Below are 19159 nucleotides of genomic sequence, written 5' to 3'. Positions count from 1 at the left end.
CTGACCTGTTATCCGCCAGTCTGATAAACCCGTCATGCGCAACCTGCATGACCGGGCTTCCATCCCCCCATGCAAAAATATACACAGACGCAAAAAGCATTTGTGAACATGGGGGAAAGCCCTTGATTATAGGGTTATTTATTCCGTTTTGTCCAACTGCTGTTCCAGGGCCTGCACACGGGCTTCCAGGGACTGGACGCGGTCCAGCGCCCGGGCCAGCAGGTCTGTCTGGACGTCGAACTCTTCCCGGGTGATCAGGTCCATGCGGGCGAAGGTCTGCGCCATCAGGGCCTTCATGTTGCGCTCGATGTCGGCCGCCGGAGTCTTGGCCAGCAGATCGGACATGTTCTTCTGGAAATCGTCGAACCATTGATTGGGGGCGATCATCGCGGTCTCCTGCCACAGATAAAAGCCCATTTTAACGGTTCAGCGGTTCCCCAGGCCCGCATCCGGCCGGAACTGGATCGCCTGCGCCAGATCCTCGGCCCCGACCGCGGGCTCATCCCGCAGGTCGGCGAGCGTGCGCGCGACCCGCAGGACCCGCTGCGTCGCCCTGGCTGACCAACCCCAGGCCTCGACGGTCCGGGCCAGCAAGGTCCGGCCCGCCGCATCCAGGCGGGCATGCGTCGCCAGCGCCGGCGCGTCCAGACGCGCATTCAGGCAGGCCTGGCGTTCCGTCTGGCGGGCGCGGGCCGCCGCCACCCTGGGGCGGATCCGGGCCGATGGTTCCCCCGGCGGCGCCTCGTGCCAGGCGCCTTCGATGGATAGCGCGACATGCAGATCGATGCGATCGAGCAGCGGTCCCGACACCTGCGAGCGATACCGCGCAATCCGATCCTGAGGACAACGGCACGCCTGGCGCGGGTGTCCCAGCCAGCCGCAGGGACAGGGGTTCATGGCCGCCACCAGCTGGAAGGACGCCGGAAAATGGCAGCTGCCGGCCGCCCGCGCCACCGTCACCTGGCCGGTTTCCAGCGGCTCGCGCAGCGCTTCCAGCGCCCGGCGCTCGAATTCCGGCAGTTCGTCCAGAAACAGCACGCCATGGTGGGCCAGGCTGATCTCTCCGGGACGCGGGCAGGCGCCGCCCCCCACCAGCGCGGACCGCGAAGCGCCGTGATGCGGAGCCCGGAACGGCGGCGCGCCCGGCAGGGCCAGCAAGGGCCGCACCAGGCCCTGGACGGCGGCCACCTCTAGGGCCTCGCGCCGCGTCAGGGGCGGCAGCAGGCCGGGCAGGCGCTGGGCCAGCATGCTCTTGCCCACGCCGGGCGGCCCGCTCATGATCAGGCTGTGCCCCCCGGCGGCGGCGATTTCCAGCGCCCGGCGGGCCAGCGCCTGGCCGCGCACGTCGCTCAGGCACGGCGCGGCATGCGCCTCATCGCGCAACGGCGCCGGGCTGGCCTGCGGCAGAGGCTGGCGGCCGGCGAAATGCGCCACGACCTCGTCCAGGCTGCCCGCAGCCAGCACCCGCAGGCCGGGCACCAGCGCGGCGATGCCGGCGGCCGGCGGCGCCATGACGAGCGTCGCCTGCGGATCGTCCCGCGCCACCGCCAGGGCGATCGCCAAGGCGGAATCCGCCGGCACCAGCGCCCCGGTCAGGGACAGTTCGCCCGCCAGCACGTAGTGGCGCAAGTCCGGACTGCCGCCCTGCCCGTCGGCCACCTGCCCCGAAGCCAGCAGGACGCCCAGGGCGATGGGCAGGTCGAAGCGCCCGGAATCCTTGGGCAGGTCGGCGGGCGCCAGATTGGCGGTGATCCGCCCCGCGGGGAAATCGAAACCGCAACTGAGGATTGCGGAACGCACCCGCTCTCGGCTTTCGCGCACTCCCGCGCCGGGCAAGCCCACCAGGGAAAAAGCCGGCAGGCCGGCGCCCACGTGGACCTCGACCTGGACCGGCCGGGCGTGCAGACCGAACAAGGCCCTGCTGGCCAGCACTGCAAGCGACATGCCGTTCCTCCCGCCTTGATGCGTCTGCATCGCACTATACGGGGCGCGCCCATGAAAAAGGGCGCGGATGCGCCCTTTTTGTCATGCCTTCGCGCACGGCGAAGACGCAGACGGTTTACTTGCTGTCGTTGCCCACGGCGCCCTGGATGGCGGCATCCGCCTTGGCGGCGCCTTCCTTCACGGATTCACGGGCGTCATTGGCCGCTTCACCCGCCTTGGTGGCCAGTTCGCCGGCCTTGGCGGACACGGCCTGGCCCACTGCCGCCGCCTTGTCCTTAACGGATTCGGCGGAATCTTCCATCTTGTCCTTCATGGACTGAGGTTCGCCCTGAGGCGCCGCCGAGGGATCCTGCGGCGCCGGCGGCACAGGCGCGGGAGTGGGAGTCGTGGAGGGAGCGGGAGCAGCCGGCGGAGCCTCGGGCTCGTCGCTCTTGGAGCAAGCCGCCAGCAGGCCCAAAGAAGCCACCACAGCAGCCATTGTCAGCGTTTTGCGTATCGTGTTCATGATCTTCCCTATTCAAAGTTCCGCTTTCGGTACATCGCGGATCATTTTCGAAGGCCGGCCGTTCATGGCCGGGTCAGTTACAATTCTAGTGGCCCAACCCACAGGGTAAACCCTGACATGTAAAGACTGATGTCACGCGCGCCGGCGCGGCCTCGCCCTCATCCGCCAGGCCTCCCTGGGGAAACCCGGCGCCCGGCGGGCGGCACGTCCCGCAGCCCGGCCAACAACTCGACACAAAACACGGCGCTTCAGCAGGGTTTTCGCAACCGGGCGCCGGACGCATCCATGCCCCGGCATGGGGCAAGGCCCGCCGCCGATGCGCCAAAATGGGGCGCTTTCCCCGCCCCTCTTCCCTCCGAAGCCTCCCTGCATCGACCTGGCATGGCTTTTGCTTAAAGTGTTCCGCATCCCGCCTCAACAAGGAACGCTCATGAAACTCATCACCGCCATCATCAAGCCTTTCAAGCTGGACGAAGTGCATGCGGCGCTCGTCGCATCCGGCATCCAGGGCATGACGGTCACCGAGGCCCGAGGTTTCGGCCGCCAGAAGGGCCACACGGAACTGTATCGGGGCGCCGAATACCAGGTGGACTTCCTGCCCAAGCTGCAGGTCCAGGTCGCCGTGCCCGACGACTGGGTGGAACTGACGCTGGAATGCCTGTGCCAGGCGGCCCACACGGGAAAGATCGGCGACGGAAAGGTCTTCGTCACGCCGCTGGATCAGGCCGTGCGCATCCGCACCGGCGAAACCGGCGAAGCCGCCCTTTGAACACAGGAGCACTTCTCATGGATAAAGCTGACGTTGTCTGGACGATGGTCTCCACCCTGCTGGTCTGGCTGATGTGCGTGCCGGGGCTGGCGCTTTTCTACGGCGGGCTGGCCCGGGAGCGCCACGTGCTGTCCGTCATGAGCCAGACGCTGGCGGTCTGCGCCCTGGTCATCGTGTTGTGGTTCCTCTACGGTTATTCCCTGGCGTTCACGCCCGGCTTCGGAGGGCTGGGAGGCTGGTCGCGCCTGGGCCTGGCGGGGCTTTACCAGCCCGCGGCCACGACCACCGAGCCTTTGCTGGGCTCCATCCCCGAACTCCTGTTCGCGTTGTTCCAGGCCACCTTCGCGGCCATCACCTGCGGCCTGATCACGGGCAGCATCGCCGAGCGCGCGCGCTTTGGCGCCGTGCTGTGTTTCACCGGCCTGTGGTTCACGCTGGGCTACCTGCCCATCGCCCACATGGTCTGGGCGGGAGACGGCTGGCTGCACCTGCGGGGCGCCCTGGACTTCGCGGGCGGCACCGTCGTGCACATCAGCGCGGGCGCGGCCGGCCTGGTCGCCGCCCGCTACCTGGGGCCGCGCCGGGGATACGGCCGCCAGGCCATGCCGCCTCACAGCCTGCCCCTGAACCTGGTGGGCGCCGCCCTGCTGTGGGTGGGCTGGTTCGGCTTCAACGGCGGATCCGCCCTGGCCGCCAACGAACAGGCCGTGCTGGCGCTGGTCAACACCCTGCTGGCCGCCGCCGGCGGCACCCTGGCGTGGGCCCTGGCGGAAGGCCTGCTCAAAGGCAAGGCGTCCCTGCTGGGCGCCGTCTCCGGCGCCATTGCCGGCCTGGTCGGCATCACGCCGGCCGCGGGCCTGGTGGCGCCGGGCGCAGCCCCCCTGATCGGCGCGCTCACCGCCTGGGCCGCCCTGTACGGCGTCAACGGACTGAAACGGCGCCTGGGCATCGACGACGCCTTCGACGTGTTCGGCATCCACGGGGTGGGCGGCATCGTCGGCGCCCTGCTGACGGGCGTGTTCTATTCCGGCAGCCTGGGCGGCCCCGGCGCGGCCGGCTGGGGCGCCCTGCTCTGGCAGACCTGGCTGCAGGCCGAAGCCGTCCTGGTCAGCCTGCTGTGGGCGGGCCTGACGGCCGCGCTCGCCATCCGGTGCGCCGACCGCCTGATCGGACTGCGCGCCAGCGGCGAACAGGAAAGCCAGGGCCTGGACCAGGTGGATCACGGCGAAACCGCCTACCCGGCCTGAACCGCGGCGCGCGGCCCGGCGCTCCGCGCGCCGGGCTAATCGCCGTGCGACGGAGCCGCTTGCAGCATGTCCGGGGAAAACAGGCAATACCGGTTCCTGCCCTTTTGCTTGGCCGCATACATCGCCAGATCGGCGCGCTTGAGCAGGGTCGCGGCATCCCCGCCGTCGCGCGGATGGAAGGCCACGCCGACGCTGGCGGAAATATGCACGGTATTGCCGCTCAGCGTGTAGGGCTGCGCGATGGCATCCAGCACTTTCCGGCAGATCGGCCGCACATCGTCCGGATGATTCAGCCGCTGGATGATCAGGGTGAACTCGTCGCCGCCCAGGCGGGCCGCCAGGTCGGAATCGCGAATGCAGCCCGTCAGGCGCCGGGACACCAGGCGCAGCAGCTCATCGCCCTCGTCGTGGCCGAAGGTGTCGTTGACTTCCTTGAACAGGTCCAGATCCAGGAACATCAGCGCGAAATACGGACCGCTATTGTGCGCATCCTCGATGCACCGCTGCAGGCTGGCGTGGAACATCTGCCGGTTGGGCAGCTGCGTCAGGTGATCGTAGTGGGCCTGGCGCCAGATCAGCGCCTCGCGGCGGCGTTTCTCCGTCACGTCGGAAAACAGGCCGATGCGGCAATTCACGCTGCCGTCCGGGTTGTACGAGGTATTGATCGTCAGGCGCTCGACGAACTCCTCTCCGGACTTGCGCCGGTTCCAGATGTCGCCGCTCCAGCGCCCGCTCTGCGCCAGGCTTTGCCACATGTCCCGGTAGAAATCCCGATCATGCCGCCCCGAGCTGAGGACATTCAGGCGCTTGCCCACGATCTCGGCCGCCCGATAGCCGGTGACGGCCGTGAAGGCCGGATTGATGTTCTGGACATAGCCATCGACGTCCGTGACCACCATGGCCTCGCTGGTGTGTTCGTATACCAGCGCAGCCTGCTGAAGCGAGACCCGTTCACGGGCGACTTCGGCCAGCAGCCGCTCGATATGGGCGGCGGATTCGTCCAGCGCCCCGCCCAGGCTTCCCAGTTCATCGCGGCGGCGCAGACGGGAACGGACCGCGAAGTTGCCCGAAGCCAACTCCCGGCATTGCTCCACCAGGCGGCGGATCGGGCGCAACACCTGGCGGGATACCAGCGCATAGGCCAGCAGCAGCAAAAACAGATTCAGCGCGAACAGGATGTAGGAGTTGTACAGGGCGTTCCGCTGGACGTCGCGGGCATGCCGGACCAGCGCATCCAGCAATGCTTCGGCGCTGCCCAGCAACTGATCCCCCGCCGCCAGAAGCGGCTCGGGATCGGCGCCCGCGGCGCTTCGGGCCGCCTGCGAAAAGACGGCGACGGATTCCTGGTAGATCTGCCAGTCATGGCCCACGGCGGCCAGCTGCCGCGCCTGGGACAGGCCCACCTGCGGAACGCGCAGGCCATAGGCTTCGCCGCCCGACATCAGGGCGCGGTAGGCCTGATCGAACGTGTCCCGATATTGCCGCAAATGGTCGGCGCGCTGCGGCACGGCCGCGCCGGCCAGCGCTTCCAGGGTGATGCGCTGGCTGAGCATGCGCATCTTGCCCGCCACGTTGACCGCCGCCGCCAGGCCGTCCGACTCCCGCAGCAGGGACTGGACAACCAGGATATTGCCCACCGCCAGAAACGCCGCCAGCACGAACGCCAGGATGACCTTCCGCCTGAGCGTCCGGGGCCAGGGGAAACCGTGAAACCGGCGTTTCGCCGGATTGGGAGCGGTCATCGGAGCCTCAAGGTCGATAGTCCGCCGGACCGGGCCGGCAGCATGCACGGAGTGTAACGGGCCTGGGCCGGGGAACGGATCCGGCGGCCGGTGAAACTTTGGCCGGATTTGATCCGCATCAAGCCGACAGGGCGGCCAGGTCGATGCGTTCTGCGCGGTTCAGGGCCGAGGCGACCTTGACACGCAGCGCGTTGGAATGCGCCCGGCGGATTTCCTTCTTGACGTCCAGCAGCTGCTGCGGGTGCATGGAGAATCCCGTCAGGCCCAGCCCCAGCAGCATGCGGGTGACGCGCACGTCTCCCGCCATTTCCCCGCACACCGACACGGGCTTGCCCACGCGCTCTCCGGCATTGATGGTGTGGGCGATCAGGCGCAGCACGGCCGGATGCATGGGGTCGTACAGCGAGGCGACGTCCGTGTCGCCCCGGTCGATGGCCAGGACGTACTGGATCAGGTCATTGGTGCCGATGGACAGGAAATCCAGCGTTTCCGCGAAGGGCTCGATGGCGATCGCCATGGCCGGGATCTCGACCATGGCCCCCAGCTGCACGCGGGTTTCGTGGGCCAGCCCCGCGTCCCGCAGTTCCTCGGCCGCGCGCGCCAGCGCCCGGCGGGTGGCGACGACCTCGTGCATGTGCGACACCATGGGAACCAGAATCCGGACGGGACCGTGCGCGGCGGCCCGCAGCAGGGCCCGCAGCTGGGTATTGAAGAGTTCCGGGTTCGCCAGGCAATAGCGGATGGCCCGCAGGCCCAGCGCCGGGTTGGTGGCCACGGTCGCCTCGCCGTCCAGGGTCTTGTCCGCCCCGATGTCCAGGGTGCGGATCGTCACCGGGCGCCCCGCCATCGTGCGCACGACGGCGGAATAGGCTTCGTACTGCTCGTCCTCGCCGGGTAGATCCGCGCGCCCCATGAACAGGAATTCGCTGCGAAACAGGCCGATGCCTTCGGCGCCCGCGGCCAGGGCGTCGGCGGCCTCTTCGGGCAATTCGATATTGGCTTCCATGCGAATCTGGATGCCGTCCAGCGTCATGGCGGGCGCGAAGCGCAGGGCCTTGAGCTCATCGCGTTCGCGCAGGAACGCGGCCTGGCGTTCCTGGTATTCCCGCAGAATGGCCGGCGACGGATTGACCAGCACCAGGCCCCGGATGCCGTCGACGATCAGCAGGTCGCCATCGCGCACCAGCGCGCGCACATGCCCCATGCCGACCACGGCGGGCACGTTCATGCTGCGCGCCACGATGGCCGTGTGCGAGGTCGCCCCGCCCAGGTCGGTCAGGAAGGCCCCGAATTTCCCGCCGCGCAGGCGCATCATGTCGGCGGGCGAAATATCGCGCGCCACGACGATCAGGCTGCCGTCGGCATCGACCCCGTCCAGATCGGGCAGCCATTGGGCCGAACCCGACAGGACGCGCAGGACGCGCTCGATGACCTGACGCACGTCCGCGCTGCGCTCGCGCAGATAGGCGTCTTCCATGAGGGTGAATTGTTCCGCGAGGGTCTGGCCCTGGGTCGTCAGGGCCCATTCTGCATTGACTTGGCGTTCCTCGATCAACTGGCAGACCGACTGCACCAGCATGGGGTCCTGCAGCAGCATGGCATGCACCGACAGCAGCACGCCCAGTTCGCGCGGCGCGTCGTCGGGCAGCGCTTCGACCATCTGGTGCAGGTCATGGACGGCGGCGTCGATCGCCTGGCACAGGCGCTGCTTCTCGGCGGCGGTGTCATCGTCCGCGATCCGGTAGTGGGCGACTTCCAGCGCGGCGGCGCTCATGACGACCGCGCGGCCGATGGCATAGCCGCGCACGACTCCCTGGCCGAACAGGCAGAGGGTGGAATGCAGGGCCGCCGGGGTCGTCTCGGGCGCAGTCATGGTCGTCATGTCGAAAAAGCCCGGGCGAAGCGCGCGCCCGCAGCCGCGTGGATCATTCAGGTTCCCCGAACTTGCCTTCGAACAGGGCGCGGATGTCCCCCAGGGCCTGGTCCTCGTCGGCGCCCAGGGCCTCGATCTTGACCGTGACTCCCAGGCCAGCCGCCAGCATCATGACGCCCATGATGCTCTTCGCATTGACGCGCTGCGCCCCGCGGGAGATGAAGACGTCGCTTTTGAAGCGGCCCGCCAGCTGCGTCAGTTTCGCCGCCGCGCGGGCATGCAGGCCGAGCTTGTTGGAAATCACCAGGTCGATCATGGGCATGGGCAAAACTCCTAACTAGCAGTCGGGAGGGGGATCTGCGTTGACGATCCCGCGCAGCGCCCCCTGTCGCACGCGTTCGCTGAGGGATTCCGGATTTTCCTGCTGATCGGTCAAGGCCTTGAGCACCATGCAGGCGTTGGTGCCGGTCAGCAGATGAATGATATAGCCTTCTTCGAGGGCCTGGCGCAGCGCCTGGGCCGCGATGTTGAACGGCGTGGCGCCGTACAGGTCGCACAGGATCAGGATGGGCTCTTCGATCCGGCCCTGATGCACCCAGTCCAGCACCCGGCCGGTCTGTTCCCGCGGCGGCGCGTCGGGCATGATGTCGAAGACCTGCAGATCCGGCACCCGGCCCAGCACGTGCTGGGCGCAGGCGCTGAACGCCGAGCCCAGAGGCTGGTGCATCACCAGGGCCAGGCGGGTCTTCATGCCGCCTCCAGGGCCTGTTGCAGCGCGTCGACGAAGCGGCCGGCCACGTCGAAGCCAGTCTGTTCCGTGATTTCCACGAAGCAGGTCGGGCTGGTGACGTTGATTTCCGTGATGTAGTCGCCGATGACGTCCAGGCCGATCAGCAGCAGGCCGCGTCCCGCCAGCCGGGAACCCACGGCGCGGGCCAGTTCCAGGTCGCGCGCGGACAGGGGCTGCGCCACCCCGCGCCCGCCGGCGGCCAGATTGCCCCGGGTTTCCCCCTGCAGCGGAATCCGCGCCAGCGCGAACGGCACCGGTTCGCCGCCGATGATCAGGATGCGCTTGTCGCCCTGGACGATCTCCGGAATGTAGCGCTGCGCCATGATGGTGCGCTCGCCCAGATCGGTCAGGGATTCCAGGATGGCGCCCAGATTGGGCTCGTCGGGCCGCAGGCGGAAGATGCCGCTGCCGCCCATGCCGTCGAGCGGCTTGACGATGACGTCGCCGTGTTCCGCGTGAAAGGCCCGGATGCGGGCCATGTCGCGGCTGACCAGCGTGGGCGCCGTGTACTGCGCGAATTCCGTGATGGCCAGTTTTTCGGGATGGTTGCGGATCGCCGACCCGGCGTTGAATACCCGGGCGCCCTGCGCCTGCGCGTAATCGAACAGGTGCGTGGCGTAGACATATTCCATGTCGAACGGCGGGTCCTTGCGCATCAGGACCGCATCGAAATCCGCCAGGTCGCGATCCTGCGCGGCGGCGTCCTGGGTCCACCAGTCATGCCCGCGCCAGTCGGCATCGTCGCGCAGGCGCATTGCCGTTGCGGCCACCCGCACGCGGCCCTGATCGACGAACAGGTCGCCCATCAGGGCGAAGCTGAAGACGTGCCCCCGCGCCGCCAGGCTGCGCATGACGGCCACGGAGGAATCCTTCCAGGCCTTCAGGCCGGGCAGCGGATCGATGACAAACAGGACATGCATGAAAGAAACCTATGGATGAACAAACGACCCGCGACCGCGGCCCCCCGGTCAACCGCCGCGATCAGGCCGCATCGCCCTGCTTGCCGGTCTTCCGGCGCGGCGCCAGCACCATCACCATCTGGCGGCCTTCGAGCTTGGGCATGGCTTCGACCTGCACCAGTTCGCCCAGATCGTCGCGCACTCGTTCGAGCACCCGCATGCCCAGTTCCTGGTGAGCCATTTCGCGGCCCCGGAAACGCAGCGTGACCTTGGCCTTGTCGCCGTCTTCGATGAAGCGGCGCAGGTTGCGCAGTTTCACCTGATAGTCGCCTTCGTCGGTGCCGGGGCGGAATTTGACTTCCTTGACCTGGATGACCTTCTGGCGCGCGCGGGCTTCGGCCTGGCGCTTTTGTTCCTGGTACTTGAACTTGCCGTAATCCATCAGCCGGCAGACCGGGGGATCGGCCGTGGGCGAGATCTCGACCAGATCGACGTCGTTCTGTTCGGCCTGCGCCAGGGCGTCGGACGTGCGTACGATGCCCAGTTGTTCACCGTCCACGCCAATCAGACGGACCTCATGGATACGGATTTCACCGTTGATGCGGTGTTTCTTTTCGGTTGCGATGTCAAAGACTCCTAGATGTTGAAGAAACGGAGGGTTCAGGCCTGGCCCGAATCGCCCCCTTGGTAGCGGGAAACGATTTCCTGCTGCAGGCGGGCGGCGAAATCGGCCACCGGCATGGTGCCCAGGTCCAATTTGCCGCGACCCCGCACCGCGACGGCGCCGGATTCGCGTTCCTTGTCGCCCACGACCAGAATATACGGAATTTTCTGCAGGCTGTGCTCGCGGATTTTACGGGTGATTTTTTCACCGCGCAAATCTGAACTGACCCTAAACCCTTGTTTAACAAGGGTTTTGGCAACCTGGTCCGCGTAATCGGCGGAACTGTCGGAAATACAGCAGACGACGGCATGGTGCGGCGCCAGCCAGGCGGGCAGCGCGCCGGCATGGTTTTCGATCAGCATGCCGATGAAGCGCTCCAGAGAACCCAGGATGGCGCGGTGCAGCATGACCGGCGTGCGGCGCTGGTCCTGGGCATCCACGTATTCGGCCCCCAGGCGCGCCGGCATGGAGAAATCGACCTGGATCGTGCCGCACTGCCAGTGGCGGCCGATGGCGTCCTTCAGGGTGTACTCGATCTTGGGGCCGTAAAAGGCGCCCTCGCCTTCGGAAACCTCGTAGTCGCAATGCGACAGGTCCAGGCTGTCCATCAGGGCCTTCTCGGCCTTGTCCCAGACTTCGTCGGCGCCGATGCGCTTTTCGGGGCGCGTGGCGACCTTGTACAGGATTTCCGTGAAGCCGAAATCGGCGTAGACCTTCTGCAGCAGGCGGGTGAACGCCGCGCATTCGTCCTGCAGCTGGTCTTCCGTGCAGAAGATGTGGCCATCGTCCTGGGTGAAGCCGCGCACCCGCATCATGCCGTGCAGCGAGCCCGAGGGTTCGTTGCGGTGGCACTGGCCGAATTCGCCGTAGCGCAGCGGCAGTTCGCGATAGGAATGCAGGCCGGCGTTGAAGATCTGCACGTGGCCGGGACAGTTCATGGGCTTCAAGCCATACACGCGGTTTTCGGATTCCGTCGTGAACATGTTTTCCTTGTAGTTGTCCCAGTGGCCGGTTTTCTTCCACAGGGACAGATCCAGGATCTGCGGCGCCTTGACTTCCTGGTAGCCGTTGTCCTGGTAGACCTGGCGCATGTACTGTTCCACCTGCTGCCAGACGGTCCAGCCCTTGGGGTGCCAGAAGATCAGGCCGGGCGCTTCGTCCTGGAAATGGAACAGGTCCAGTTCGCGGCCGATGCGGCGGTGATCGCGCAATTCGGCCTGTTCCAGCATGTGCAGGTAGGCGTCCTGGTCGGCCTGGCGCGCCCACGCCGTGCCGTAGATGCGCTGCAGCATCTCGTTCTTGCTGTCGCCGCGCCAATAGGCGCCCGCGACCTTCATCAGCTTGAAGACCTTCAGGCGGCCGGTGGACGGCACGTGCGGCCCCCGGCACAGGTCGATGAAATCGCCTTCGCGGTACAGGCTGATTTTTTCATTGCTGGGAATGGAGGCGATGATTTCGGCCTTGTAGGCCTCGCCGATGCCGTGAAAGAACTTGACGGCCTCGTCGCGATCCCATTCTTCCCGCACCACGGTTTCGTCGCGCCTGGCCAGTTCGGCCATTTTCTGTTCGATGGCCTGCAGGTCTTCGGGGGTGAAGGGCCGCTTGTACGAGAAGTCGTAATAGAAGCCGTTGTCGATCACCGGGCCGATCGTGACCTGGGCGTCGGGAAACAGGGATTTCACCGCATAGGCCAGCAGGTGCGCGGTGGAGTGGCGGATCATGTCCAGACCGTCGGGGTCCTTGTCCGTGACGATGCTGAGCGCCGCGTCCTGATCGATGACGTGGCTGGCGTCCACCAGCCGGGCGGGCTGTCCGTCCACGGCGATCTTGCCCCCCAGGGCCGCCTTGCCCAACCCGGTCCCGATCGACTTCGCGACGTCGTGCACGGAAACGGGATGATCGAACTCACGTTGTGAGCCGTCGGGCAAGGTGATGCGAACCATGAATGTGTGTCCTGAAAATACAAAACGCGGCCTGCGCCGCGTCGGTAAAAGTCTATATTGCCATGCAGGAAGGATATGAAACAGTTTAGCAACCGGACCGGCAACAATCAATTTGACGCGGCCCCCGGCGCGCGATTCGCCGCTCTTCCCGAAGCCTGCCGGCGGATTATTGTTGCAAACAAGGCAAAAGCCGCTGCCACCCGGGGATGACAACGGCTTTTTGTATTCTGGTAGGCAGTACTGGATTCGAACCAGCGACCTCTACGATGTCAACGTAGCGCTCTAACCAACTGAGCTAACCGCCTGAAGAAAGAACGTGATTGTATGGGTGATTTCCATGGCTGTCAAATGACCGGCAGCCCGCCTACATCAACGCCAGCAGGGACCGCGCCCAGCGCCGGGCGGGCAGGCCGGTGCGGGACTCGACGCGCTCGGCGCGGTCCAGCAGATCGGCGGCGGAACCGTCCAGCGCGTGGCCCTTGAAGGCCAGCGCCACGGTATTGCCTTCGTCGATTTCCGGCAGGCACAGCACCCGGCCGTTGAATGCGTCGCGAATGCGCCGCAGATTGCGGTCGAAACTGTCGTGCCGGCCGAACAGATTGACCGCCATGACACCTGGCTCGTCCAGGATCCGGTAGCAATCGTGATAGAAGGACGCCTCGTCGCAGACCGGCCCCTGGGCCTGGCTGTCGTACAGGTCCACCATCAGGGCGCGGTAGCGCCCCGCCCGGTGGGGCTCGGCCGCCCAGTCGCGGGCGTCGGCATGGTCGATGACCGAGCGCTCGCTGCCCGGCAGGCGGAAGAACGCCCGGCACATGGCGGTGACGGCCGGATTGCGCTCGACCGTGTCCACCTGGGACCGCGTATGGCGCAAGGAAAACCGCAGCAGCGAACCCGCCCCCAGGCCCAGGATGCCCAGGCGGTCGCGGGCGCCGGGCTGCACGAACAGCAGCCAGGCCATCATCTGCTGGGTGTAGGCCAGCATCAGTTCCGACGGCCGGGCCACCCGCATGGCGCCCTGGATCCATTCGGAATTGAAATGCAGATAGCGCACGCCGTCCTCCTCGGACAGAGTGGGCTGGTCCGCTTCGACGGCGGCTTGCCGCGCAGACGCGCGGCCATGGCTTCGAGACATGACGATGAATTCCCGCCATCCGCCGCGCCCCGGCATGCGGGCGCTGCGGACGGAAAGCTGCTGATGCCCTGATTGCGGGCGTTTGCTTACCTGTGTTCGATCACAGGCGCTCGAAAATCGCAGCGATCCCCTGCCCGCCGCCGATGCACATCGTGACCAGCGCATGGCGGCCCTGGACGCGTTCCAGTTCGTGTAGCGCCTTGACCGTGATGAGCGCCCCGGTGGCGCCGATCGGATGGCCCAGACTGATGCCGCTGCCGTTGGGGTTGACCTTGGCCGGATCGAAGCCCAGCTCGCGGGACACCGCGCAGGCCTGCGCCGCAAAGGCTTCGTTGGCCTCGATCACGTCGATCCGGTCCAGCGTCAGGCCGGCGCGCTGCAGGGCCTGGCGAGTGGCCGGCACCGGGCCGATCCCCATGTACTGCGGGTCCACCCCGGCGTGGCCGTAGGACACCAGCCGCGCCATGGGCTTCAGGCCTCGGGCCCGGGCGGCGTCGGCCGTCATCAGCAGCACGGCGGCGGCGCCGTCGTTCAGCCCCGAGGCATTGCCGGCCGTGACCGTGCCGTTTTCCTTGGCGAAGACGGGCTTGAGCTTGCTGAAGCTGTCCGGGGTGGCGTCGAAGCGCACATGTTCGTCCTGGTCGAAGACGACGTCGCCCTTGCGGGTCTTGTGCGTGACGGGCACGATCTGGGACTTGAAATAGCCCTGCTCGATGGCATGGGCGGCCCGGCGGTGCGATTCCAGCGCCAGGGCGTCCTGGTCCTCGCGGCTGATGCCGTATTTCTGCGCCACGTTCTCGGCCGTCACGCCCATGTGATATTTTTCAAACGGGCAGGACAAGGCGCCGGTCATCATGTCCACCAGGCGCGAATCCCCCATGCGCGAGCCCCAGCGCTGGCCGATCGCCACATAGGGGGCGCGGCTCATGCTTTCGGCGCCGGCGCCGATGGCGACTTCCGCATCGCCCAGCATCAGCGTCTGCGCGGCGGACACGATGGCCTGCAGGCCCGAGCCGCACAGGCGATTGACGTTGAAGGCCGGCGTGGCCTGCGGGATGCCGGCATTGATCGTCGCGACCCGCGACAGGTACATGTCGCGGGGTTCCGTATTGATGACGTGGCCGAACACCACGTGGCCGACGTCGGCGGGCGCCACGCCGGCGCGGCCCAGCACTTCGCGCACCACCAGCGTTCCCAGCTCGCACGGGGCGACGTCCTTCAGCCCGCCGCCGAAATCCCCGACCGCCGTGCGGCATGCCTGTACGATGACGATATCTTGCATGGTGATGTCTCCTTTATGAATGCTGCGTCGCAGCAAATAAGGCCATGGTAGCGCATCGGCGGCGCGGATGGGAAGACGCGGGCCGCCGACCGCCGGCCCGGGATCCGGGGACTACTTCAGGCGGGACAGGGCCTTGCGCAGGGCGTCGGCCAGTTCCTCGGCCGAGAATTTCGCCACGTAGCCGTCCGCGCCGACGCTGCGCACGTGGTCTTCGTTGGCGGAACCCGACAGGGACGAATGGATGACGACGGGCAGCACCCTCATGCGGGTGTCCTGCTTGATGTTGCGCGTCAGGGTGAAGCCGTCCATTTCGGGCATTTCCAGGTCGGTCAGCATCAGGCTGACCTTGTCCAGGATGGTCTTGCCCTCGGTCTCGGCGGCGGCCTTGAGCACGTTCAGGCGTTCCCAGGCCTCGCGGCCGGACTTGACCATTTCATACGGGACATTCATGGCCTTGAGCGCCTGTTCCAGCAGCGAGCGGGCGACGTAGGAATCGTCGGCGACCAGGACGACGGAACCGGGCTTCACGACGATCTTGTCGCCCACGTCCTTGGGGTCGACCTGATGGCGGTCCTTTTCGGGCGTGACCATCTGCAGGATGGCCTCGACGTCCAGCACCTGCGCGAGGCGGGTGTTGTCGGCCGTGTCGTCCAGCCGCGCCATGCTGCTGACCAGGCTTTGCGAGGTGCCGCTGGATTCGGCCGAGATCACCTGGTTCCAGTCCAGGCGCACGATGTCGTCCACGGATTCCACGGTGAAGGCCTGCGTGGTCCGCCCGAATTCCGTGACCAGCATCAGGGTGGGCGCGGCGGGCAGCTTGCAGCCCACGATGGCGGGCAGGTCGAAGACCGGAATCACCTGATCGCGCAGCTGCACCACCCCCAGGGAATACTTGGGCGCCCCCGCCACGGCCGTGACGGTGGGCATGGTGACGATCTCGCGCACTTTCAGCACATTGATGCCGTAGAGTTCCGACTGGCCGGATTCCTTGTTGGCGCCCAGCCGGAAAAGCAGAAGTTCGAACCGGTTGGTGCCGGTCAGGCTGGCGCGGTCATCCACGGCATGCTGGCTGGAGCTCATGGGAATCTCTTCCTATCGATAGGCTGAAAAAGCCAGTGTAAAGGAAAGCGACGCCGGCCAATCGGGGCAATACGCCCGGTCCCCGCAGCCTATTCGATGCCAAGCGCCGGCCCGCTTGTCCACGCCCTACTCCATCCTTTACAGTCTGGACATATCTTGAAGGAGACACGCTCATGGATACTTCCGGCATCGACACGCACGCCCTGGCCCCCACCGGAGTCCTGCGAGCCGCCATCAACGTGGGCAATCCGATCCTGGCGGGGCTGGACCCCGCCACCGGGCAGGCCGAGGGCGTGTCCATCGATCTGGCCCGCCGCCTGGCCGAGCGACTGGGCCTGGAGCTGCGCCTGGTGATCTACGATACGGCGGGCAAGTCCGTGGAAGGCGTCACCCGGGGCGAAGCCGATTTCGGCTTTTTCGCCATCGACCCGAAACGCGGCGAGCAGATCGCCTTCACGACGCCCTACGTGCTGATCGAAGGCAGCTACCTGGTGCGTCAGGATTCTCCGCTGACGGACAACGCGCAGGTGGACCAGGCCGGCCGCACCGTGGTGGTCGGCAAGGCCAGCGCCTACGACCTGTTCCTGTCGCGCGAACTGCGGCATGCCACGATCGTGCGCGCGCCGACCTCGCCGGCCGTGGTCGGCACCTTCCTGGAAAAAGGCGCCGACGTCGCGGCCGGGGTGCGCCAGCAGCTCGAAATGGGCGCCCTGGAATTCGGCGGCCTGCGCCTGCTGGACGGCCATTTCATGCTGATCCGCCAGGCCCTGGGCGTGTCGCGCGACCGCGACGCGGGCCTGGCGGCGGGCCTGGCGGCTTTCGTGGAAGATGCGAAGGCATCCGGCTTCGTGGCCCATGCCCTGGCCCGCCACGGCATCCAGGGGGCGGCAGTGGCTCCTGCCGGATGAGTCCGGGCGCCCGAGTCCGCAGATGCATGCATTGCGGCTTGTTCAAAGGTCCCTAAGCGCCTTCGTCCAGGACGCGCCAGTCGCCCTGTCCCCGGGTTTGATCAACATATAGGGACTCAAGGGCCGCTGCATCGGCCTGGGGAACACACAGATCCCAGATAACGCCATCGGCATCGAACCGAGCGGATTCGATCCGCGCGCCGGCGGACAGCAGGCGCGCCTGGACGCGGTCCATGTCGGCATACGGGCAGGTGCAGCGCACGCGGCGCTCTTCGCGGATCAGCACTTTGCCGGCCGTGCGCAGGCATTCGGCGGCCGCGCCGCCATAGGCGCGCGCCAGGCCGCCGGTGCCCAGCTTGATGCCGCCGAACCAGCGGATGAGCAGCACGGCCACGCGGTCGCAGTCCTGCGACTGGATGGCCTGCAGGATGGGCCGGCCCGCGGTCCCGCCGGGCTCGCCATCGTCGCTGAAACGATACTGATCGCCCCATTGCCAGGCCCAGCAGTTATGCGTGGCCTGGGGATCGCGGTGCGCGTCCAGGAAGGCCTGGGCCGCCTGGGGAGAATCGATGGGCGCGGCCAGCGCCAGGAAGCGGCTCTTGCGGACATCCGCTTCGTGGCGGGCCGGACCGGTCAGCGTATAGGGCATGAGGGCCTTCCGGGCATGCGGCGCGAAGCGGATGCTTCAGGCGGACGCGTTGCGAAGCGCGCCCCATTCGGACGAAGGCGCCGTCCCGCCAATCAGGCCTCGATGCCCTGAGAGGCCAGGTATTCCTCGTACGTGCCGGGGTAGTCGTTGAGGCGGCCGTCGGGCAGGATCTCGATCACGCGGGTCGCCACGCCCGACACGAACTGCCGGTCATGCGACACGAACACCAGGGTGCCCTGGTATTGTTCCAGCGCGTACTGCAGCGATTCGATGGATTCCATGTCCAGGTGATTGGTGGGCTCGTCCATCAGCATGACGTTGTGCCGGCCCAGCATCAGGCGGCCGAAGCTCATGCGGTTCTTCTCGCCCCCCGACAGCACCCGCACGGCCTTGGTGATCTCGTCGCCCGAGAACAGCAGGCGGCCCAGCACGGAGCGGATGGACTGGTCCTCGTCGCCGGCCTGGCGATAGTCGGTCATCCAGTCGAACAGGTCGCGGTCGGAATCGAACTGGTCGGACACGTCCTGCGCCATGTAGCCGATGTCGGCGTTCTCGGACCAGCGCACCTGGCCGTCGTCGGGCGCCAGGTTGCCCGCCAGCAGGCGCAGCAGCGTGGTCTTCCCCACCCCGTTGGCGCCGATGATGGCGACCTTCTGCCCGGCCTCGATCATGGTGTTCAGGCCCTTGATGATGGGCCGGTCGTAGGCCTTGGACAGTTCCTCGATGTGGGCGGCCTGGCGGTGCAGGACCTTGTTGACCTCGAAGCGGATGTAGGGGTTCTGGCGCGAGGACGGCTTGACCTGCACGGTCTCGGACTTGATGCGGTCGATCTGCTTCAGGCGGGACGTGGCCTGGCGGGACTTGGATTTGTTGGCGGCGAAGCGGCGCACGAAGTCCTGCAGCTCGCTGACGCGTTCCTTGGCGCGGGCATTGGCCGCCACCTGGCGTTCGCGGGCCTGGGTGGACGCCAGCATGTAGTCGTCGTAATTGCCCGGATAGACGCGCAGTTCGCCATAGTCCAGGTCGGCCATGTGGGTGCAGACCTGATTCAGGAAGTGGCGATCGTGGCTGATGATGATCATGGTGCTGTCATAGCCGTTCAGCACGTTTTCCAGCCAGCGGATGGTGTTGATGTCCAGGTTGTTGGTGGGCTCGTCCAGCAGCAGCACGTCGGGATTGGAGAACAGCGCCTGCGCCAGCAGCACGCGCAGCTTCCAACCCGGCGCGATCTCGCGCATGGGCAGCTGGTGCTGTTCGACCGGGATCTCCAGGCCCAGCAGCAGTTCGCCGGCGCGGGCCTCGGCCGTGTAGCCGTCGTACTCGGCGAACTTGCCTTCCAGTTCGGCGGCCTGCATGTAATCGTCTTCGCTGGCATCCGGGTTGGCATAGATGGCGTCGCGGTCGGTCATGGCCTGCCACATTTCCACGTGCCCCATCATCACCACGTCCAGCACCCGCACGTCTTCGAAGGCGAACTGGTCCTGGCGCAGCTTGCCCAGGCGCACGCCGGGGTCCAGCGCCACATTGCCGGACGAAGGTTCCAGGTCGCCGCCGATGATCTTCATCAGGGTGGACTTGCCCGAGCCGTTGGCGCCGATCAGGCCATAGCGGTTGCCGTCGCCGAACTTGACGCTGACGTTCTCGAACAGAGGTTTGGTGCCGAACTGGATGGTGAGGTTGTTGGTGGAGATCACGGTGGGGGGCTTGGAAAATTGGGGTCAAAACAACC

At 66.8% G+C, this 19159-nt stretch carries 19 protein-coding genes and 1 tRNA gene; 4 read left to right on the top strand and 16 right to left on the bottom strand.

What is annotated here, in order from left to right:
* Nucleotides 1-138 precede the first annotated feature (138 nt).
* From Q0263_RS10945 to Q0263_RS10935, 3 genes are all read right to left on the bottom strand, one after another.
* Nucleotides 139-387: an accessory factor UbiK family protein gene (locus tag Q0263_RS10945; protein ID WP_298015899.1), complete on the bottom strand. Its 249-nt coding sequence runs from the start codon at nucleotides 385-387 to the stop codon at nucleotides 139-141.
* Nucleotides 388-426: 39 nt separating this feature from the next.
* Nucleotides 427-1944, bottom strand: coding sequence for a YifB family Mg chelatase-like AAA ATPase (locus Q0263_RS10940; protein WP_298015897.1), 1518 nt, complete (start codon nucleotides 1942-1944; stop codon nucleotides 427-429).
* A gap of 115 nt (nucleotides 1945-2059) precedes the next feature.
* Entirely contained in the window at nucleotides 2060-2449 is a 390-nt protein-coding gene (locus Q0263_RS10935; protein ID WP_298015895.1) for a hypothetical protein, read from the bottom strand.
* A 430-nt stretch (nucleotides 2450-2879) separates the two neighbouring features.
* Here Q0263_RS10935 and Q0263_RS10930 point away from each other — a divergent pair, with 430 nt between their 5' ends.
* Nucleotides 2880-3218, top strand: coding sequence for a P-II family nitrogen regulator (locus Q0263_RS10930; RefSeq protein WP_298015894.1), 339 nt, complete (start codon nucleotides 2880-2882; stop codon nucleotides 3216-3218).
* A gap of 17 nt (nucleotides 3219-3235) precedes the next feature.
* Nucleotides 3236-4465: an ammonium transporter gene (locus Q0263_RS10925; protein WP_298015892.1), complete on the top strand. Its 1230-nt coding sequence runs from the start codon at nucleotides 3236-3238 to the stop codon at nucleotides 4463-4465.
* 35 nt (nucleotides 4466-4500) lie between these two features.
* Here the strand turns inward: Q0263_RS10925 and Q0263_RS10920 are convergent, their stop codons facing one another.
* From Q0263_RS10920 to thrS, 7 genes are all read right to left on the bottom strand, one after another.
* Nucleotides 4501-6207 carry a diguanylate cyclase gene (locus Q0263_RS10920; protein ID WP_298015890.1) on the bottom strand — a complete coding sequence of 569 codons (1707 nt, stop codon included), beginning with the start codon at nucleotides 6205-6207 and terminating at the stop codon, nucleotides 4501-4503.
* Between the two features lie 118 nt (nucleotides 6208-6325).
* Nucleotides 6326-8080 (bottom strand): phosphoenolpyruvate--protein phosphotransferase, encoded by a 1755-nt coding sequence (ptsP, locus tag Q0263_RS10915; protein ID WP_298019040.1) that lies wholly within the window; start codon nucleotides 8078-8080, stop codon nucleotides 6326-6328.
* Nucleotides 8081-8132: 52 nt separating this feature from the next.
* On the bottom strand, nucleotides 8133-8402 hold the full coding sequence (locus Q0263_RS10910) for an HPr family phosphocarrier protein (RefSeq protein WP_298015888.1): 270 nt from the start codon (nucleotides 8400-8402) through the stop codon (nucleotides 8133-8135).
* A gap of 15 nt (nucleotides 8403-8417) precedes the next feature.
* The gene (locus tag Q0263_RS10905) at nucleotides 8418-8831 is read right to left on the bottom strand and encodes a PTS sugar transporter subunit IIA (RefSeq protein WP_298015886.1); all 414 of its coding nucleotides are present in this window, start codon (nucleotides 8829-8831) and stop codon (nucleotides 8418-8420) included.
* Nucleotides 8828-9790, bottom strand: a complete 963-nt coding sequence (gshB, locus tag Q0263_RS10900; RefSeq protein ID WP_298015884.1) for a glutathione synthase — start codon at nucleotides 9788-9790, stop codon at nucleotides 8828-8830. Before gshB ends, Q0263_RS10905 begins: the two co-directional genes overlap by 4 nt.
* 61 nt (nucleotides 9791-9851) lie before the next feature.
* Nucleotides 9852-10433 carry a translation initiation factor IF-3 gene (gene infC / locus Q0263_RS10895; protein ID WP_298019037.1) on the bottom strand — a complete coding sequence of 194 codons (582 nt, stop codon included), beginning with the start codon at nucleotides 10431-10433 and terminating at the stop codon, nucleotides 9852-9854.
* Complete coding sequence (thrS, locus tag Q0263_RS10890) at nucleotides 10430-12376, bottom strand: threonine--tRNA ligase (protein WP_298015882.1); 1947 nt, start codon at nucleotides 12374-12376, stop codon at nucleotides 10430-10432. Before thrS ends, infC begins: the two co-directional genes overlap by 4 nt.
* Before the next feature lie 75 nt (nucleotides 12377-12451).
* Here thrS and Q0263_RS10885 point away from each other — a divergent pair, with 75 nt between their 5' ends.
* Nucleotides 12452-12586 carry a hypothetical protein gene (locus tag Q0263_RS10885; RefSeq protein ID WP_298015880.1) on the top strand — a complete coding sequence of 45 codons (135 nt, stop codon included), beginning with the start codon at nucleotides 12452-12454 and terminating at the stop codon, nucleotides 12584-12586.
* 18 nt (nucleotides 12587-12604) lie between these two features.
* Here the strand turns inward: Q0263_RS10885 and Q0263_RS10880 are convergent.
* The 4 genes from Q0263_RS10880 to Q0263_RS10865 all read right to left on the bottom strand — a co-directional run bounded on the left by Q0263_RS10880 (nucleotide 12605) and on the right by Q0263_RS10865 (nucleotide 15873).
* Nucleotides 12605-12681, bottom strand: a tRNA-Val gene (locus Q0263_RS10880).
* A gap of 59 nt (nucleotides 12682-12740) precedes the next feature.
* Nucleotides 12741-13511: a spermidine synthase gene (locus Q0263_RS10875; RefSeq protein ID WP_298015878.1), complete on the bottom strand. Its 771-nt coding sequence runs from the start codon at nucleotides 13509-13511 to the stop codon at nucleotides 12741-12743.
* A 100-nt stretch (nucleotides 13512-13611) separates the two neighbouring features.
* Nucleotides 13612-14793 (bottom strand): beta-ketothiolase BktB, encoded by a 1182-nt coding sequence (bktB, locus tag Q0263_RS10870; RefSeq protein ID WP_298015876.1) that lies wholly within the window; start codon nucleotides 14791-14793, stop codon nucleotides 13612-13614.
* Between the two features lie 111 nt (nucleotides 14794-14904).
* Nucleotides 14905-15873 (bottom strand): chemotaxis protein, encoded by a 969-nt coding sequence (locus tag Q0263_RS10865; RefSeq protein ID WP_298015874.1) that lies wholly within the window; start codon nucleotides 15871-15873, stop codon nucleotides 14905-14907.
* A 173-nt stretch (nucleotides 15874-16046) separates the two neighbouring features.
* On the opposite strand from Q0263_RS10865, the gene Q0263_RS10860 reads away from it, so the two are divergent.
* Complete coding sequence (locus Q0263_RS10860) at nucleotides 16047-16781, top strand: ABC transporter substrate-binding protein (protein WP_298015872.1); 735 nt, start codon at nucleotides 16047-16049, stop codon at nucleotides 16779-16781.
* A gap of 52 nt (nucleotides 16782-16833) precedes the next feature.
* Here Q0263_RS10860 and Q0263_RS10855 read toward each other — a convergent pair whose 3' ends face one another.
* Nucleotides 16834-17430, bottom strand: a complete 597-nt coding sequence (locus Q0263_RS10855; protein ID WP_298015870.1) for a YigZ family protein — start codon at nucleotides 17428-17430, stop codon at nucleotides 16834-16836.
* A gap of 92 nt (nucleotides 17431-17522) precedes the next feature.
* The gene (locus Q0263_RS10850) at nucleotides 17523-19124 is read right to left on the bottom strand and encodes an ABC-F family ATPase (protein ID WP_298015868.1); all 1602 of its coding nucleotides are present in this window, start codon (nucleotides 19122-19124) and stop codon (nucleotides 17523-17525) included.
* Between the last annotated feature and the right edge of the window lie 35 nt (nucleotides 19125-19159).

This window comes from uncultured Castellaniella sp., from assembly GCF_937988725.1.
Classification (GTDB): domain Bacteria; phylum Pseudomonadota; class Gammaproteobacteria; order Burkholderiales; family Burkholderiaceae_B; genus Castellaniella.
The sequence above is the reverse complement of the archived record's forward strand: the minus strand, read 5'-3'. Positions and strand labels throughout refer to the sequence as shown.

What these genes read in the sequence shown, in the direction of transcription:
- Q0263_RS10920 (WP_298015890.1), bottom strand. Translation starts at nt 6,207, where the DNA reads ATGACCGCTCCCAATCCGGCGAAACGCCGGTTTCACGGTTTCCCCTGG.
- thrS (WP_298015882.1), bottom strand. Translation starts at nt 12,376, where the DNA reads ATGGTTCGCATCACCTTGCCCGACGGCTCACAACGTGAGTTCGATCAT.
- Q0263_RS10875 (WP_298015878.1), bottom strand. Translation starts at nt 13,511, where the DNA reads ATGTCTCGAAGCCATGGCCGCGCGTCTGCGCGGCAAGCCGCCGTCGAA.
- Q0263_RS10925 (WP_298015892.1), top strand. Translation starts at nt 3,236, where the DNA reads ATGGATAAAGCTGACGTTGTCTGGACGATGGTCTCCACCCTGCTGGTC.
- Q0263_RS10940 (WP_298015897.1), bottom strand. Translation starts at nt 1,944, where the DNA reads ATGTCGCTTGCAGTGCTGGCCAGCAGGGCCTTGTTCGGTCTGCACGCC.
- bktB (WP_298015876.1), bottom strand. Translation starts at nt 14,793, where the DNA reads ATGCAAGATATCGTCATCGTACAGGCATGCCGCACGGCGGTCGGGGAT.
- Q0263_RS10910 (WP_298015888.1), bottom strand. Translation starts at nt 8,402, where the DNA reads ATGCCCATGATCGACCTGGTGATTTCCAACAAGCTCGGCCTGCATGCC.
- gshB (WP_298015884.1), bottom strand. Translation starts at nt 9,790, where the DNA reads ATGCATGTCCTGTTTGTCATCGATCCGCTGCCCGGCCTGAAGGCCTGG.
- Q0263_RS10930 (WP_298015894.1), top strand. Translation starts at nt 2,880, where the DNA reads ATGAAACTCATCACCGCCATCATCAAGCCTTTCAAGCTGGACGAAGTG.
- Q0263_RS10905 (WP_298015886.1), bottom strand. Translation starts at nt 8,831, where the DNA reads ATGAAGACCCGCCTGGCCCTGGTGATGCACCAGCCTCTGGGCTCGGCG.
- Q0263_RS10945 (WP_298015899.1), bottom strand. Translation starts at nt 387, where the DNA reads ATGATCGCCCCCAATCAATGGTTCGACGATTTCCAGAAGAACATGTCC.
- Q0263_RS10855 (WP_298015870.1), bottom strand. Translation starts at nt 17,430, where the DNA reads ATGCCCTATACGCTGACCGGTCCGGCCCGCCACGAAGCGGATGTCCGC.
- Q0263_RS10935 (WP_298015895.1), bottom strand. Translation starts at nt 2,449, where the DNA reads ATGAACACGATACGCAAAACGCTGACAATGGCTGCTGTGGTGGCTTCT.
- Q0263_RS10860 (WP_298015872.1), top strand. Translation starts at nt 16,047, where the DNA reads ATGGATACTTCCGGCATCGACACGCACGCCCTGGCCCCCACCGGAGTC.
- Q0263_RS10865 (WP_298015874.1), bottom strand. Translation starts at nt 15,873, where the DNA reads ATGAGCTCCAGCCAGCATGCCGTGGATGACCGCGCCAGCCTGACCGGC.
- Q0263_RS10885 (WP_298015880.1), top strand. Translation starts at nt 12,452, where the DNA reads ATGAAACAGTTTAGCAACCGGACCGGCAACAATCAATTTGACGCGGCC.
- ptsP (WP_298019040.1), bottom strand. Translation starts at nt 8,080, where the DNA reads ATGACTGCGCCCGAGACGACCCCGGCGGCCCTGCATTCCACCCTCTGC.